At 63.4% G+C, this 14,943-nt stretch carries 19 protein-coding genes and 1 tRNA gene; 9 read left to right on the top strand and 11 right to left on the bottom strand.

Annotation, left to right across the window (positions count from 1 at the left end; all coding sequences use genetic code 11):
• Positions 1-64: 64 nt before the first annotated feature.
• Both Q4G20_RS11620 and Q4G20_RS11615 read right to left on the bottom strand, forming a co-directional pair.
• Positions 65-601: a murein L,D-transpeptidase family protein gene (locus tag Q4G20_RS11620; protein ID WP_303343621.1), complete on the bottom strand. Its 537-nt coding sequence runs from the start codon at positions 599-601 to the stop codon at positions 65-67.
• Positions 598-1,779, bottom strand: a complete 1,182-nt coding sequence (locus tag Q4G20_RS11615; protein WP_303343620.1) for a MalY/PatB family protein — start codon at positions 1,777-1,779, stop codon at positions 598-600. The genes Q4G20_RS11620 and Q4G20_RS11615 overlap by 4 nt, the downstream gene beginning before the upstream one ends.
• 78 nt (positions 1,780-1,857) lie before the next feature.
• Here Q4G20_RS11615 and def (Q4G20_RS11610) point away from each other — a divergent pair, with 78 nt between their 5' ends.
• The 4 genes from def (Q4G20_RS11610) to fmt are packed head-to-tail and all read left to right on the top strand — an operon-like array spanning position 1,858 to position 4,335.
• A complete protein-coding gene (gene def / locus Q4G20_RS11610; protein WP_303343619.1) occupies positions 1,858-2,379 on the top strand; it encodes a peptide deformylase in 522 nt (173 codons plus the stop codon).
• Positions 2,372-2,884: a peptide deformylase gene (locus tag Q4G20_RS11605; RefSeq protein ID WP_303343618.1), complete on the top strand. Its 513-nt coding sequence runs from the start codon at positions 2,372-2,374 to the stop codon at positions 2,882-2,884. The genes def (Q4G20_RS11610) and Q4G20_RS11605 overlap by 8 nt, the downstream gene beginning before the upstream one ends.
• Positions 2,881-3,384, top strand: a complete 504-nt coding sequence (def, locus tag Q4G20_RS11600) for a peptide deformylase (RefSeq protein ID WP_303343617.1) — start codon at positions 2,881-2,883, stop codon at positions 3,382-3,384. Before Q4G20_RS11605 ends, def (Q4G20_RS11600) begins: the two co-directional genes overlap by 4 nt.
• Before the next feature lie 57 nt (positions 3,385-3,441).
• On the top strand, positions 3,442-4,335 hold the full coding sequence (gene fmt, locus Q4G20_RS11595) for a methionyl-tRNA formyltransferase (protein ID WP_303343616.1): 894 nt from the start codon (positions 3,442-3,444) through the stop codon (positions 4,333-4,335).
• An 18-nt stretch (positions 4,336-4,353) separates the two neighbouring features.
• Here fmt and Q4G20_RS11590 read toward each other — a convergent pair.
• Together Q4G20_RS11590 and gltX are read right to left on the bottom strand one after the other, a co-directional pair.
• Positions 4,354-4,430: transfer RNA gene (locus Q4G20_RS11590), tRNA-Met, on the bottom strand.
• Between the two features lie 659 nt (positions 4,431-5,089).
• Complete coding sequence (gene gltX, locus Q4G20_RS11585; RefSeq protein WP_303343615.1) at positions 5,090-6,412, bottom strand: glutamate--tRNA ligase; 1,323 nt, start codon at positions 6,410-6,412, stop codon at positions 5,090-5,092.
• A gap of 77 nt (positions 6,413-6,489) precedes the next feature.
• On the opposite strand from gltX, the gene Q4G20_RS11580 reads away from it, so the two are divergent.
• Entirely contained in the window at positions 6,490-6,897 is a 408-nt protein-coding gene (locus Q4G20_RS11580; RefSeq protein ID WP_303343614.1) for a metallopeptidase family protein, read from the top strand.
• Positions 6,894-7,844, top strand: coding sequence for a 1-phosphofructokinase family hexose kinase (locus Q4G20_RS11575; protein WP_303343613.1), 951 nt, complete (start codon positions 6,894-6,896; stop codon positions 7,842-7,844). The genes Q4G20_RS11580 and Q4G20_RS11575 overlap by 4 nt, the downstream gene beginning before the upstream one ends.
• Positions 7,845-7,894: 50 nt before the next feature.
• Here the strand turns inward: Q4G20_RS11575 and Q4G20_RS11570 are convergent, their stop codons facing one another.
• Positions 7,895-8,221 carry a DUF6280 family protein gene (locus Q4G20_RS11570; RefSeq protein ID WP_303343612.1) on the bottom strand — a complete coding sequence of 109 codons (327 nt, stop codon included), beginning with the start codon at positions 8,219-8,221 and terminating at the stop codon, positions 7,895-7,897.
• A 354-nt stretch (positions 8,222-8,575) separates the two neighbouring features.
• Between Q4G20_RS11570 and efp the strand changes: the two genes are divergently transcribed.
• Positions 8,576-9,139: an elongation factor P gene (gene efp / locus Q4G20_RS11565; RefSeq protein ID WP_303343611.1), complete on the top strand. Its 564-nt coding sequence runs from the start codon at positions 8,576-8,578 to the stop codon at positions 9,137-9,139.
• Between the two features lie 178 nt (positions 9,140-9,317).
• Here efp and Q4G20_RS11560 read toward each other — a convergent pair whose 3' ends face one another.
• The 5 genes from Q4G20_RS11560 to Q4G20_RS11540 all read right to left on the bottom strand — a co-directional run bounded on the left by Q4G20_RS11560 (position 9,318) and on the right by Q4G20_RS11540 (position 12,554).
• Positions 9,318-9,983 (bottom strand): rhomboid family intramembrane serine protease, encoded by a 666-nt coding sequence (locus Q4G20_RS11560; RefSeq protein ID WP_303343610.1) that lies wholly within the window; start codon positions 9,981-9,983, stop codon positions 9,318-9,320.
• Positions 9,976-10,167: a Trm112 family protein gene (locus Q4G20_RS11555; RefSeq protein ID WP_303343609.1), complete on the bottom strand. Its 192-nt coding sequence runs from the start codon at positions 10,165-10,167 to the stop codon at positions 9,976-9,978. Before Q4G20_RS11555 ends, Q4G20_RS11560 begins: the two co-directional genes overlap by 8 nt.
• Complete coding sequence (locus tag Q4G20_RS11550) at positions 10,164-10,790, bottom strand: LON peptidase substrate-binding domain-containing protein (RefSeq protein ID WP_303343608.1); 627 nt, start codon at positions 10,788-10,790, stop codon at positions 10,164-10,166. The genes Q4G20_RS11555 and Q4G20_RS11550 overlap by 4 nt, the downstream gene beginning before the upstream one ends.
• A 3-nt stretch (positions 10,791-10,793) precedes the next feature.
• On the bottom strand, positions 10,794-11,705 hold the full coding sequence (locus tag Q4G20_RS11545; protein WP_303343607.1) for a co-chaperone YbbN: 912 nt from the start codon (positions 11,703-11,705) through the stop codon (positions 10,794-10,796).
• Between the two features lie 63 nt (positions 11,706-11,768).
• The gene (locus Q4G20_RS11540; RefSeq protein ID WP_303343606.1) at positions 11,769-12,554 is read right to left on the bottom strand and encodes an exodeoxyribonuclease III; all 786 of its coding nucleotides are present in this window, start codon (positions 12,552-12,554) and stop codon (positions 11,769-11,771) included.
• Positions 12,555-12,663: 109 nt separating this feature from the next.
• Here Q4G20_RS11540 and Q4G20_RS11535 point away from each other — a divergent pair, with 109 nt between their 5' ends.
• Positions 12,664-13,980, top strand: a complete 1,317-nt coding sequence (locus Q4G20_RS11535; protein WP_303343605.1) for an MFS transporter — start codon at positions 12,664-12,666, stop codon at positions 13,978-13,980.
• Positions 13,981-13,989: 9 nt separating this feature from the next.
• Here Q4G20_RS11535 and Q4G20_RS11530 read toward each other — a convergent pair whose 3' ends face one another.
• On the bottom strand, positions 13,990-14,727 hold the full coding sequence (locus tag Q4G20_RS11530; protein WP_303343604.1) for a hypothetical protein: 738 nt from the start codon (positions 14,725-14,727) through the stop codon (positions 13,990-13,992).
• A gap of 27 nt (positions 14,728-14,754) precedes the next feature.
• Between Q4G20_RS11530 and Q4G20_RS11525 the strand changes: the two genes are divergently transcribed.
• On the top strand, positions 14,755-14,943 hold a 189-nt coding region (locus tag Q4G20_RS11525; protein ID WP_303343603.1), incomplete at its 3' end, for a hypothetical protein.

The following is a 14,943-nucleotide window of genomic DNA, read 5'->3' as shown; positions in this document are numbered from 1 at the left end:
CTATATGCGGTCAAGCGGCGCGGATTGCAACGAGGCCCGTGTCAGGCCCGTATCAAGAGGCGTGTCAGGGGCGGATCTCAACCGGGGTGCCGATATCGGTTGCCGCAAACAGCGCGGCCATTTCGGCGTCGCTGATGGCGATGCATCCGGCGGTCCAGTCGCCGGGCAGGGTTTCGCCGTTCGGGCGCTGATTGGGCTGGCCGTGGATAAAGATGTCTCCGCCCGGGTCCAGCCCCGCCGCGCGCGCCCGCGCCCGGTCTTCGGGCCTGGGATAGTTGATGCCCAGCGACCGGTAATAGGCGCTGCCGGGGTTTTTGCGGTCGATATGGAACCGGCCTTCGGGCGTTTTTCCGTCGCCTTGGCGGGTTTTATCGCCCGTGGGGGCAAAGCCAAGCGCGACGGTATAGGTCCGCACCGGCTGACCGTTGAGACATACCGTCATCCGCCGCGCCGCTTTTTCAATCACGATGCGGTCGATTTTTGTGATCTGGGGCGGCGGCGCGGGTGGCATCACCGGCGCGGGCGCCCAGATCAGCCACGCCGCCGCCAGCAGCAGCGCCAGCGACAGCGCCGAAAACAGCCGCGCCAGTCGCCGCGTCATTGCAGATCGGCAAAGGCCGCTTGCAGCCGTTCGACCGCCAGTTCGACATTCGCCCGCGTCGTGGCGATGTTGAACCGCATGAACGAATCGCCGCCCCGGCCAAAACTCGCGCCGTGATTCGCGGCGATTCGCGCGCCGTCCTGGACGCGGGCGGTGAATTGGTCGGGCGTCATGCCGGTGCCGCTGAAATCGACCCATGACAGATAGGTGGCCTGCAAGGGCATCGACCGCAGCCCCGGAATCGCGTTCACGCCCGCGTCAAAGATGCGGCGGTTGTCGTCCAGATATTCCATCAGCGCATCGACCCAATCCGCGCCTTCGGGGGAATAGGCGGCGGCGACCATATCCATGCCGAACGCGCCCGCCGACACGCCGCGCGCCAGCAGCGCCCCGCGGAACCGTGCGCGCAAATCGGGGTCGGCAATGATCGCGTTGCCGATATGCGCGCCGGCGATGTTAAAGGTCTTGGTCGCCGCCGTCAGCGTAATCAGGCGGTTCGTCACATCTGGGGCGACGTTGGCGACCATCTGGTGACGGGGCGCGCCGGGAAACACCAGATCGGCGTGAATATCATCGGACACCAGAATCAGATCGTGGCGGGTGGCGAAATCGGCCACGGCGCGCAGTTCGTCGCGCGACCAGACGCGCCCGCCGGGATTGTGGGGCGAACACAGGATCAGCATTTTCACGCCGTCCGTCATGGCGTCCCATGCGTCAAAGTCCATCTGATACTGACCGTCCACCATGATCAGGGGCAGTTCGACCAGACGCCGCCCGCTGGCGCGGATCGTGCGGGCGAATGCGTGATAGACCGGTGCCATCACCGCCACGCCATCCCCCGGCGCAGTCGTCGCGTCAATCGCCATGGCCACGCCATTCACCAGCCCCGCACAGGTCAGGATCCAATCGGTATCAATCGGCCAGCCATGCCGCGCGCCCATCCACCACTGGATCGCGTTCAGATAGGGCTGATGCGCGCCGGGATAGCCGTAAATCCCATGCGCCGCCGCGTCATTCACCGCGCGTTGCACCGCCGCAGGGGGGCGGAAATCCATATCGGCCACCCACATCGCCAGCCCGTCACCCGGGGCCACGCCATAGACCGCCTGCATATCGTCCCATTTGTTGCAGCGGGTGCCGATGCGGTTGATGGCTTCGTCAAAATTGGGTTTGGTCATGGTTTATTCCCCCTTTGGCGTTTGGTCCTGCATACGCGGGTTGTTGCGTATGGTGAAGGCTTGGCCTAGATCACGATTATGACCATTCGACCGATCCTGATCCATCCCGACCCGCGCCTGAAAAAGGTCTGCGACCCCGTGGCCCGCATCACGCCCGATATCGAATCGCTGGCCGATGCGATGCTGGCGACGATGTATGATGCGCCGGGGGTGGGGCTGGCTGCGCCGCAAATCGGGGTGCTGTCGCGGGTTTTCGTGATGGACGCCACGCGCGACCCCGACGCGGAAAAGCAACCCATGGTGCTGGTCAACCCCGAAGTGACATGGGAATCGGACGAGCTGAACGATTACGACGAAGGCTGTCTGTCCATCCCCGATCAATATGCGTCGGTGACCCGCCCGAAACAGGTGCGGATGCGGTGGCTGGGTCTGGACGGCAAAACGCATGAGCAGGACTTTGACGGGTTGTGGGCGACCTGCGCGCAGCACGAACTGGACCACCTGAACGGAGTGCTGTTCATCGACCATCTGTCGGCGATCAAACGCCAGATGATCACCCGCAAAATGGTAAAGCTGAAACGAGATCGCGCCCGTGGGTGACAGCCGCGCGCCACAGCGCCCGGATTTGCCCGGCGATCTGGCCGGGGGCGCGGTGCGGCCGCTGCGGATGCTGCCTGACCCGGTGCTGCATCAGATATGCCAGCCCGCCGGATATATGACCGGGGTGGAACTGGTTGCTCTGTCCGCTGACCTGCTGGCCACGATGTATAACGCCGGGGGGCGCGGTCTGGCCGCGCCGCAGATCGGGGTGCTGCGTCGGGTCTTTGTCATGGATGCGGGGTGGAAAGACGGCCAGCCCGACCCGGTGATCGTCGTGGACCCCGATATTCTGGCCCAATCCGATCAGGTCGAGCCGGGGGATGAGGCCTGCCTGTCCATCCCCGGTCGCGTGCTGTCCGTGACCCGCCCGGTGCAGATCACGCTGGCCTGGTATGATTTGCAGGGGCTGCATCAGTCCCGCGTTTTGCAGGGGATCACCGCCCGGATCGCTCTGCATGAACTGGACCATCTGAACGGGCGGCTGATTGTGGATGACCTGACATGACGGTGCGCGCCTTTATCCCCTATACTGACCCGCGTTTGCATCGCGCCGCCGATCCGGTCGAACAGGTGACCGAAACCGTCCGCATGATCTGGGACGATATGATCGACACGATGGAGGCGATGCCCGGCGTCGGTCTGGCCGCGCCGCAAATCGGCATCATGCTGCGGCTGGCCGTGGTGGATGCGTCCGACAAACGCGGTCAGGCGGTGCGCATGGCCAACCCCGAAATTCTGCACGCCAGCGTAAAACTGCGCAGCCATGATGAGGCCAGCCCCAATCTGCCCGGTGTGTTCGCCCCCGTGTCCCGCCCCCGCGCCGTTACCGTGCGGTTCCTGAACGATCAGGGCCAGATCGAGGATCGCGACTTTGTCGGGTTGTGGGCGACCAGCGTTCAGCACCAGATCGACCATCTGAACGGGCGCGTGTATGTGGACCATTTGACTCCGCTGCGGCGCAAGATGCTGGTGCAGAAATCGGCCAAGCTGGCGCGGCGGGGATAGGCCGGGGGCCAGCCCCCGGACCCCCGGGATATTTACGCACAGAAGATAGAGGTTGCGATGCGCATTATATTCATGGGAACGCCTGATTTTTCCGTGCCGGCGCTGCGGGCGATTGCGGCGGTGCATGATGTGGTTGCAGTCTATTCCCAGCCGCCTCGGGCTGCGGGGCGGGGGCAAAAGCCGCGCCCGACCCCGGTTCACGCCGCCGCCGATGAATTGGGCATCCCCGTGCGCACGCCGGAGCGGTTGCGGGATTTGGATGCGCAGGCGGCGTTTGCGGAATTGGGGGCGGATGTGGCGGTTGTGGTCGCCTATGGCCTGATTTTGCCGCAAGCCGTGTTGGACGCGCCGCGATTGGGCTGTCTGAATATTCATGCGTCGCTGTTGCCCCGGTGGCGGGGGGCGGCGCCGATTCATCGCGCGGTGATGGCGGGGGATGAGGAAACCGGCGTGGCCATTATGCAGATGGAAGCCGGGCTGGACACCGGCCCGGTTCTGGCCGAGGCGCGCACCCGGATTTCGGCAGGCGATACGACCGCCGATCTGCATGACCGATTGGCGCAGATGGGCGCGGATTTGGTTGTGGATGTGCTGGCGCGGTTGCCCGTTCCGGCTGTGGCGCAGCCGGATCAGGGTGTGACCTATGCCGCCAAGATCGACAAAGCCGAGGCGCGCATCGACTGGACCCAGCCCGCCGCGCAGGTGGACCGGGTGATTCGCGGGCTGTCGCCCTTTCCCGGCGCGTGGTGCGATGTGGCGGGCGAACGGGTGAAATTGCTGCGGTCGCGGATTGTCGATGGGTCCGGGGTGCCGGGGGCGGTGCTGGACGGGTTCACCGTCGCCTGCGGTGAAGGCGCGGTTGAGGTGATCGAGGCGCAGCGGGCCGGGAAAAAGCCGATGACGGCGGGTGAATTGCTGCGTGGATGGGATTTGCCCGAACGGTTGGGGTAAAAGCCATATGCAGGGAAATGGTAGCGGAGGAGGGATTTGAACCCCCGACACAAGGATTATGATTCCTCTGCTCTAACCAACTGAGCTACTCCGCCACGGGTGAAGGCGTCTTTAAGGTCCGTGGCGGGGGGCGTCAAGCGGTTTTCGGCTCTGCAGCGTTGTTTTTTATCGCAAGGTTGCGGGTTGAGTATTTAGGCACAGAAGAAGCAGCCGTTAACCTTTAATTCATCTGTCTGTGCCAGATTGATCATGCGGAACAGGCTGGAGAGCCGATGACCGTCACAGGAGAAGCCGCCCCGATCGTCGGGCGACAACCCATACCGGCCTGACCCGCCGGGGCGGTCGGGGCGCAACTTGGTTTTGATGGGTCGGTGAATAAGGGGGCCGCGAACGGCGCAGGCATCGACCATGCGGCGCGTTAAGGTTAACGACGCGGAGCGGGTGAGCGGGTGAGCGGGTGAGTCCCGCGCCAAGACGCTGACAAGCCCTACCCGCGCCGCCATTAACCTTAACGGGCCAGCCTGCCCACGCACAGGATCGCCACACCGTCGCACCCGCATTAATCTTAACGCCGCAGCCCGCGCCGACACGCACCGGCTGCACAGATTCTGCGCCGCCTGCATGAACCTTAACCCGCCATCCCCCTCACGACCCAAACCACCACAGCTTCCGCGCCACCCCTGCGGCTTCTTCTGTGCAAAAATACTCAAAAAAACAACGGCGCCACCATGGGCGCCGTCAACCATTCCAAAACTCACCCGCGGGCTTTCACCACCTGCAACAGCGGCATCACCTGCGACATATCGGGGCCGTGGGCCTGTCCCGTCACGGCTTTGCGCAGGGGCATGAATAGGCCCTTGCCTTTGCGGCCAGTGGCGTCTTTGACGGCGGCGGTCCATTCGCCCCAAGTCGCGTCGGTATAGGGCGGCGGGGGCAGCAGGGTCATGGCTTGGGCGACGAAATCGGCGTCCTCGGCATCAATCGCGGGTTCGGCACCCTGGCTGAAGATCTGCCACCAGCCGGCCAGATCATCCAGCCGAGTGATGTTTTGCGACGCAACCGCCCAGAACCGTTCGGCCTGATCCGCAGGAACACCCAAACCGGCGATGCGGTCAGCCACAACATCAAACGACAGCACCTGATTGCGTTCGCGGGTCAGCGGCCACAGGTCTTCGGCGTCAAACTTGGTCGGAGACGCCCCGAATTGCGACAGATCGAACGCATCGGCCAATTCGTCCAGACTGGCCAGCCCGACCGGCTGCCCCGACCCCAGCCGCGCCATCAGCGACAGCAAGGCTTCGGGGGCGACACCCGCTTCGCGCAGATCGCGCAGCGCCAGCGAACCCAGACGTTTGGACAGTTCTTCGCCCTTGGCGCCAGTCAACAGGCTGTGATGCGCGAATGTCGGCGGCGTGCCACCGATGGCGCGGATGATCTGAATCTGCGTCGCCGTGTTGGTGACGTGATCCGACCCGCGCACAATATCCGTCACGCCCATATCGGTGTCATCGACGGAGGACGCAAAGGTATACAGCACCTGCCCATCGGCGCGGATCAGCACCGGGTCACTGACCGATGCGGCGTCGATCGAAATATCGCCAAGAATCCCATCCACCCATTCGATGCGTTCGTGATCCAGACGGAAGCGCCAGTAACCGTCGCGGCCCTCGGCGCGCAGGCGGTCGCGGTCGGCATCGGTCAGGGTCAGGCCGGTGCGGTCGTAAACCGGGGGCTTGCCCATATTCAGTTGCTTTTTGCGCTTCAGGTCCAGCTCGGTCGGGGTTTCAAACACCTCATACAACCGACCCGAGGCACGCAATTCCTGCGCCACCTCGGCATAGCGGTCCAGACGCAGCGACTGGCGTTCCACCCGGTCCCAATGCAGGCCCAGCCAGTCCAGATCGCGTTTGATCCCGTCCACATATTCCTGTTTCGACCGTTCCTGATCGGTGTCATCCAGCCGCAGGATGAACGTCCCGCCGGTCTTGCGCGCGATAAGATAGTTGAACAGCGCCGTCCGCAGGTTGCCAACATGAATGTGGCCGGTGGGTGACGGGGCAAAGCGGGTGATGGTCATGTGCGGTCTCCGTGTTGATGTTGCTCTTTCACAGGCGGCGATTTTTGTCCATATCAGGGCAACAACAGGAGGCACGGATGACAGACTGGGACGGCGCCACAGCGCCCACCGAGGACGAGATCGAGGCCATGGCACGCACAGCCCATGACGGCCTGCCGCCGGAATTTGCGGCATTGGCGGCCTCGGTCGCGATCCGGGTTGCGGATTTCGCGCCCGATGACGTGCTGGACGAATTGGAAATCGACGATCCGTTTGAACTGACGGGGCTTTATGACGGCATCCCGGTGACGGAAAAATCGGTCAGTGAACAGCCCGAACAGCCTGATATTATTTGGCTGTTCCGTCGTCCTTTGCTGGATGAATGGGCGTCGCGCGGGGATGTGTCACTGGGCGATCTGGTCGCGCATATCGTCACGCATGAACTGGCGCATCATTTCGGCTGGTCCGATGATGACATCGCCAAAATCGACAAATGGTGGGAATGATGCAGGCCCCTGTTCTGACCGTGACGCTGAATCCGGCGCTTGATCTGTCCACGGCCACGGATGAGGTGCGCCCGGAACTGAAATTGCGCTGCGATAAGCCGGTCGTTGATCCGGGCGGCGGCGGGATCAATGTCAGCCGCGCGATCAAAATTATGGGCGGCGAATCAACCGCGCTTGTGGCTTTGGGGGGCGCGACGGGCGCGCGCATGGCGGATATGCTGCGCGCGGATGGGCTGTCGCTGGTGCGGATCAACGCGCCGGGGGAAACGCGGCAATCGCTGGCCGTGACCGACCGGGCGACCGGAAAACAGTTTCGTTTCGTGCTGCCGGGGCCGGAATGGCACAAAGCGCATGTGTCCGACATGATGGCCGCAATTGCCGAACAGGCGCGCGCGGGCGGTTGGGTCGTGGTGTCGGGGTCAAACCCGCCGGGCGTGGCGCCGGGCTTTGAACAGATGCTGACCGTGCGACTGAAGGACGGGCGCGCCAAGCTGGTCGTTGACACCTCGGGCGAGGCGCTGCGCGCGCTTGCCGGGTCCTCCACCCCCGTCGATGTCCTGCGCATGGACAGCCACGAGGCCGAGGATCTGGCCGGCCGCCCCCTGCCCCTGCGCAGCGACAGCGCGGCGTTCGCCGCCGGTCTGGTGCGGGACGGCGCGGCGAAATCGGTGATCGTGGCGCGCGGGGCCGATGGGTCGGTGATTGCCGGACCGGATGGCGCGTGGTTCGCGGCGGCGGCCAAGAACACCGTGGTCAGCGCCGTGGGTGCGGGCGACAGCTTTGTCGCGGGCTTCGTGCTGGCCATGGCGCGCGACTGGCCGGTGCAGGACGCCCTCGCCCTGGGGGCAGCGGCGGCATCGGCGGCGGTTGAAACCCCGGCCACGGAATTGTGCCATGCCGATACCGTGACCCGCTATTTCAATGAACGTCAGGTGATGCGGCTGTAACGCAAAAGGCCGCCCATCGGGGCGGCCCTTTTACACAGATGTGGCGGCTGTTACGCGGCCTCAGCCTCTTCCGCCTCAGCGGCCATGCGGCGTTCGCTTTCTTCGCGCGACAGGGCAACGGATGTGCGCACACCCTTTTCGACAAAGGCCATCAACCCTTTGACCACGCGTTCGTTGGGGTCGATCCCGGCGCAGGACAACACTTCGCGTCCATCACGCGACCGCGCCCAGCGGGCGATCTGTTCGGGACCGTTGCCATATTTCTTGTCATCCGCGATGGCATCATCCAATGCCGCCAGAACAACCGCCGCAAACAGCTTGCGGGCACGTTGGCCTTGTTCGAAATTGAAGGCCGAGCCGTCAACAAAATCGCGCATTATTCTTCCATCCTTGCACCCTTTACGGATGCTTTGCGGGCTGGCACACACAGCCCATTGTTTTTGTATATCCGTTTCTGCGACGGCATCGCCTGCAACTATCGCAAAACGCGGCTGATTCGGTATGCCTCCTGCCACATATCTGCCATGCACATACCGCAAAGCGTTGCTCTGCGGGAAAAAAACTGCGTCGAACCTGCCATTATCGTCACAATTTCGCCCCCGACTGCCTTGACAACGGTTAACCCCTGCTTTCGGTTGCCTCAGGCATCAAGTCTGGATATAGGGGCGGCACAACGCCGTTCAACGTCTGAACGGTCAATTCTTTGATGTCCTTCAGCCCAAAGGCCCCCTATGCCCAAGATTAACGGCAACGAAATCCGTCCCGGCAACATTCTGGAACATGACGGGGGCCTGTGGGCAGCCGTCAAGGTCAACCATGTGAAGCCCGGCAAAGGCGGCGCGTTTGCGCAGGTCGAACTGAAAAACCTGCGCGACGGCCGCAAACTGAACGAACGCTTCCGGTCGGAAGACAAGGTCGAACGCGTCCGTCTGGACCAAAAAGACCAGCAATTTCTGTATGAAACCGATGGTAAGCTGGTCTTTATGGACAGCGAAACCTTTGAACAAACGGAACTGGACGCGGACCTGTTGGGCGACCGCCGCCCCTTCCTGCAAGACGGCATGACCGCCACGATCGAATATTACGGCGAAGAAGCCCTGTCCGTCCAAATCCCGCAAAAGGTGACCTGCGTTGTCGCGGAAACTGAACCGGTGGTCAAAGGCCAGACCGCGGCCAACAGCTATAAACCCGCGATTCTGGATAACGGCGTGCGCATCATGATCCCGCCATTTGTGGGCGAAGGCGAAAGCATCGTCGTGAACACCGAAATCTTTGAATACAGCGAACGCGCGTAATTTTTACGTCGCATTTTACGCATTTTTTCGCCCCGCGCTTCCGGCTGCGGGGCGTTTTTTATCTTCTGTGCAAAAATATCCCACGGGGTGAGACGGATCAGGAAAAGGTCCAGTGGACCTTTTCCCCGTCGAACGCCCGCCTCCGTGGGGCGGGCTGGGGGTGTGAAACCTCCGGCGCTTACGTCTTGGCGCGGCGTGCGACCGGCACACCGACCCATGCGCCCATGACCAGCCCGATCAGCCCGCCGCCCAGATGCGCCTGCCACGCAATCGCGGGCATCAGCAGCGTCAGCGCGATGTTCAGCCCCAGCACCAACCCGACCCCGCGCCACAAAGGCCCGGTCGATTGGCGGCGACGGCGCAGGGTGACGGCGGCGAATCCCACAACCGCCCCCGCCAGCCCAAAAACCGCACCCGAGGCGCCGACCATCGGCCCCGCATCCGGCGCCATCAGGGCGAATGTCACGGCGGCGACGACCTGACTGACGGCATAGATCACGGCGATGTTCCACGCCCCGATCATGCGCCCCAATTCCCGCGCAAGGGCGGCAAAGGAAATCATGTTCATCGCCAGATGCAGCAGCCCGCCGTGCAAAAACCCATAGGTGACAAACATCACCAGCCCCTGCCCCGAATAGGCACCCGTCCCGCCCCAGGCCAAGGGCGACCAGAACCCGCCCAGAATCGTGGACCATGCGCGCAGCCGAAACCCGGTCAGGTCCGACAGCATCAGCGCCGCTTCGATCACGCAGCACAGCACAATCACCACCCGCACCCACAGGGGCAAAGGCACCGGCCCCAGCGACCGTGCCGACACGCGCGGCACCATGCTGGGATCAGTCATCGGCGCGGATCGAACGGGCGGTGTCGATCAGCATGATCGGGATGCCGTCGCGGATCGGAAAGGCCAGCCCCGCCGCGCGCGACACCAATTCCTGCCGCGCCGCGTCGTAATGCAGCGTGGTATGCGTCACGGGGCAGACCAGAGCCTCAAGCATATGGCGGTCAAAGCCGGGGGTATCGGTCATTGCAGAGGTTCCTCATTCTCGCCGCCGCGCAGGGCGTATTCGATCAGACCGGCCAGCAATTCGCGCCGGTCGGTCAGGCTGGGCGATTCCAGCAGCGCCTGTTTATCGCCGGGGGAAAAGGGCAGCATCATCGACAGGGAATTGATCAGCAATTCGTCCTCGGCCTCGGATGCGGCATCCCAATCGGTCGATAATTCGTGCTGCTCCATATAACGCGACAACAGCGCGAACAGCGCCGGGCGGTCCATGCCGGGATCCGTTTCCGGCCCGCCCCGGTCACGGTCAAATGACGACCAATCCACCACGGCGCTGCGATAGGGGGCAAAGCCATCCTGCACCTGCATCAGCCGGAACCGCGACACCGCACCCAGTTGAATCATCATCCGCCCGTCATCGGTTTCATTGAACGACACCACCCGCCCGGCGCAACCGATCGAGGCCAGCCCGTCGCCTTCGGGTTGGATCATGCCGATCATGCGGTGATCGGTTTTCAGCGTATCATCCAGCATTTGCAGATAGCGCGGTTCAAAGATGTGCAACGGCAACCGCGCGCGCGGCATCAAGACCGCCCCCGGCAACGGGAACAGCGCGATACGGTCGGGCAGATCAAAACGCACCGGCATGGGTCACGCGAAAATCATGGACGACAACCGCCGCCGCCCCTTTTGCGCAATCGGATCGGTGGGTTTCAGACTGTCAAAGATGGTCAGCAACTGCGCCTTGGCCGCGCCGTCGTTCCAGTCGCGGTCCCGGCGGAAACTGTCCAGCAGAATATCGACGGCATCGCCCACCTGACCGGCAGCGTGCAGCGCCTGCGCCAGTTCCAGACGCGCCTGTTGATCGTCGGGGTTGGCGTCCACGCGGGCCTGCAAATCACCCAACGGCCCCGCCGTTTCGGCCTGCTGCGCCAGTTGCAGTTGCGCGCGGGCGGCTTCGACCTGCGCGGCCCCCGCAACGCCCGCCGGCACCTGCGCCACGGCATCCGCCGCCGCCGTCAGATCGCCTGCGGCCAGATGCGCGCGGATCAGCCCGCCCCACGCATCGGCGCTGTCGGGCATTTCGCCAATAATCGCGGCAAAGGTTTCAATCGCATCGGCGGTTTCGCCGTCGGCCAGCATCTGTTCGGCCGCGGTGATCGCATCGGCCAGCCCGCCATCATCGCCGCCCATGGCGACCAGTTTATCGACAAATTCCTTGATCTGGCTGGGCGGGATTTGCCCCTGAAACGCATCAACCGGCTGACCCTGAAAGAACGCATAGACGGTCGGGATCGACTGCACCCGCAACTGCCCCGCGATCATCTGGTTTTCGTCCACATTCACCTTGGCCATGCGGACGCGGCCTTTGTGGCGGGCGACCTCGGATTCCAGTTGCGGACCCAGAACCTTGCACGGGCCGCACCACGGCGCCCAGAAATCAACGATCACCGGCACCTGCATCGACGCCTCGACCACTTCGGCCATGAAGTTGGCCTCGGACACGTCTTTGATGAAATCGTCGGTTTTGGGCGCATCGCCGGGGGCGTCAAACAGCATCATAATATCCTTGGCTGGCATCACGCGCCCAATATGGGGAACCGGGCGCCGGAACAAAAGAGGCGGTTACAGATCAAAGCTGGCAAAGACCGGTACATGGTCGCTGGGCTGGTCCCAGCCGCGCACCGGGCGCAGGATACGGCTGCCATGGGCGGCGGTCGCAATGTCGGGCGTGGCCCAGATGTGATCCAGACGCCGCCCGCGATCGGACACGTCCCAATCCCGCGCGCGATAGGACCACCACGAATACAGCTTACCGTCGGGGATGTCCTGCCGCGTCACATCCACCCATTTGCCCGCGTCCTGGGCATCAGACAGGGCCGCGACCTCGACCGGGGTATGGCTGACGATTTTCAGCATTTGTTTATGCGACCACACATCGTCCTCTAACGGAGCGATGTTGAAATCGCCGACCATGATCGACCGTTCGGGGCGGTCGGCATGAAACACGTCGCGCATTTCCGCCACGAAATCCAGTTTCTGCCGGAATTTCAGGTTCGCGTCGGGGTCGGGAATATCGCCCCCGGCGGGGATATACATATTGTGGATCACCACGCCATTGTCCAACCGCGCCGCGACATGGCGGGCATGGCCCAAAGCGGCATAGTCACGATCCCCCGCATCCACAATCGGCAGACGCGACAGAATGGCCACGCCGTTATACCCCTTTTGCCCGCGCGCGACCATGTGGTGATAGCCCAGTTCCTGAAACTGCGTCAGCGGGATTTTATCGACCGGCGATTTACATTCCTGCAAACACAGAATGTCGGGACGTTCCTCGCGCAGCAGGCGGGCGACCAGACCTTCGCGCAGGCGCACGGAATTGATGTTCCAGGTGGCGATTGTGAACATGGGGTTCTCCTTTGCCCGCAACCTAAACGGGGCGGGCCGGGGTGTCTATGCCGCTTGCCTTTCGAGGGGCGCGCGTTAGGGTTGCGCCCGAACACAAAGGGGGGCAGGCATGAAAATGACCGTGGATCAGGCGTTGACGCGCGGCGGAGCGGGTCGGTTCCAGTGGCGGCTCTTGGCAATTTTCGGGCTGGTCTGGGCGGCGGATGCGATGCAGGTCATCGCCGTGGGCTTTGCCGCGCCGTCCATTGCCGCGACCTTCGGGCTGGATCGCGTCACCGCGCTGCAAATCGGAACGGTGTTTTTCGCGGGCATGTTTGTGGGCGCGTTCGCCTTTGGCCGGATTGCCGACCGCGTGGGGCGTCGCTGGGTGCTGTTTGGCACGGTCGCCATGGATGCGGTGTTCGGCCTGCTGTCGGTCTGGGCCGGGGATTTCACATGGCTGTTGGTGATGCGGTTCTTAACCGGCGTGGCCGTGGGCGGCACTTTGCCCGTGGATTACGCCATGATGGCCGAATTTCTGCCGCCCAAAAACCGGGGCCGCTGGCTGGTCTGGCTGGAAGGCTTCTGGGCCATCGGCACCATCATCATCGCCCTGACCGCATGGGCGGCAGCATCATGGGGGGCAACGGCGCCGTGGAGGTGGATTTTCTTTGTCGCCGCCGCGCCTGCGGTTATTGGGTTTTTCCTGCGCTTCTGGGTGCCGGAATCGCCCATGTTCCTGATACGACAAGGCCGACAGGCCGAGGCCCGCGCCGTCATCGACCGCGTGCTGCGTGTCAATGGCGCGGTGCCTCTGCCCGCTGACACGCATCTGGTCACGGCGCAGGTGCCGACCGGGGCGGCGCGGTCCATTTTCGACGACACGCTGCGTCAGGCCACGCTGGGCGTGCTGGCGGTGTGGTTTCTGGTGTCGCTGTCCTATTACGGCGTGTTCGTCTGGGTGCCGGGGCAATTGGCGACCGAAGGATTCGGCTTTGTCCGTGGCTATGGGTTCCTTGTGGTGCTGGCTCTGGCGCAGATACCGGGCTACGCCTTGGCGGCATGGGGCGTTGACCGTCTGGGCCGCCGCCCGACGCTGATGGCGTTTTTGTTCCTGTCAGCGGCGGGGTGTTTCCTGTTCACCATCGCCAGCGGCACCGTCATGGTCGCGGCATCGCTGATTTTGATGAGCTTTGCCCTGCTGGGGACATGGGGCGCGCTCTATGCGTTCACGCCGGAACTTTACCCCACCCATCTGCGCGGCACCGGCATGGGAACCGCCAGTGCCATGGCCCGCGTCGGCGGGATTCTGGCCCCCACCCTGTTGGGCGCGGTGTTCGGTCTGGGGTTCGGCGTTGCCATCGGCACCTTCGCCGCGCTGCTGATCGTGGCGGCGGGCGCGCTGTGGATGGTCAAAACCGAAACCCGAGACCGCGCAATTGGTTAGCGCGATTGGTTAACGGGGCGCGCGCGCATCGGTGCGATACCACCCCGAAGATGCGCGCGTGTTGCGGGTGACGGCATCACGCGCGGCGGCCTCGGGCGCGGATTCCGCGCCGATAAAGGCGTCCATCCCGGCATCCTGACGGCGAAAGGGGATGACCTGCGCAATCGGCGTGCCTTTGGCCAGATCATACAGCCCATCCGGCCCGGTCGCAAAGAACGGGAAATGAATCGGCGCGCGATAAGTGTCGGTGTCCACAATCCCGGCGGCGATTTCAAAAATCCCGTTCGGGCGGTTCATCGGATGGATGAACAGGCAGGACCAGCCCGGAGGCGTCACAACCGTCCAATAGTTATGAAATTTCCGCGGCGGACGCGGGCCAGCATCTGTCCCCCACGGATTCCCCGCCACCTGATGCGGGCCGTGATTGGACATCATCGTGCGGTCAAAATCCCACGCGCCGACAACCTGCGTGCCGTTTTGGGAAATCTCTAACCGCACGGATGCGGCCAGCGGGATGATCCAGCCGGTATTCATCGCATCCAGAAACGGCATACAGCGTTTCACCGTCAGCCCGGTGTCGTGCAGGCTGCGCTGTTCGGGATCAATCGCGGGCAGTTTGCGAAACCAGTCGGGCATGTGCTTTTTCGCCGGAACCGGCGGCGCGATCACCTGTTCATCGCGGGGTTCGCACAGAAACCGGATCTGCGGCGTGGGTTCAGGTTCGGGGGTGGGACGACGGAAAAACATGATGCGATCCTTGGCGGTGGGGAAAGGATGGCCGGATACCCCCGGCCATCCCAATGTTCAGAGCGCGACGCCCGGCCCGATCAATCGTCGTCGTCGTTATCGTCCGACGAGTTCGACGAACTGTTCGAGCTGGAGTTCGATGAGCTGTTCGACGAGCTGGGCGAGATGGAATTCGAGCGGCTGTCGTACGATCGGTTCGATATGGAGTTCGTCGAG

Source organism: Paracoccus sp. (in: a-proteobacteria), assembly GCF_030538495.1.
In the GTDB taxonomy this organism is placed as follows: domain Bacteria; phylum Pseudomonadota; class Alphaproteobacteria; order Rhodobacterales; family Rhodobacteraceae; genus Paracoccus.
Note: the sequence above shows the minus strand (reverse complement) of the source record. Positions and strands in the feature narration are given on the sequence as shown.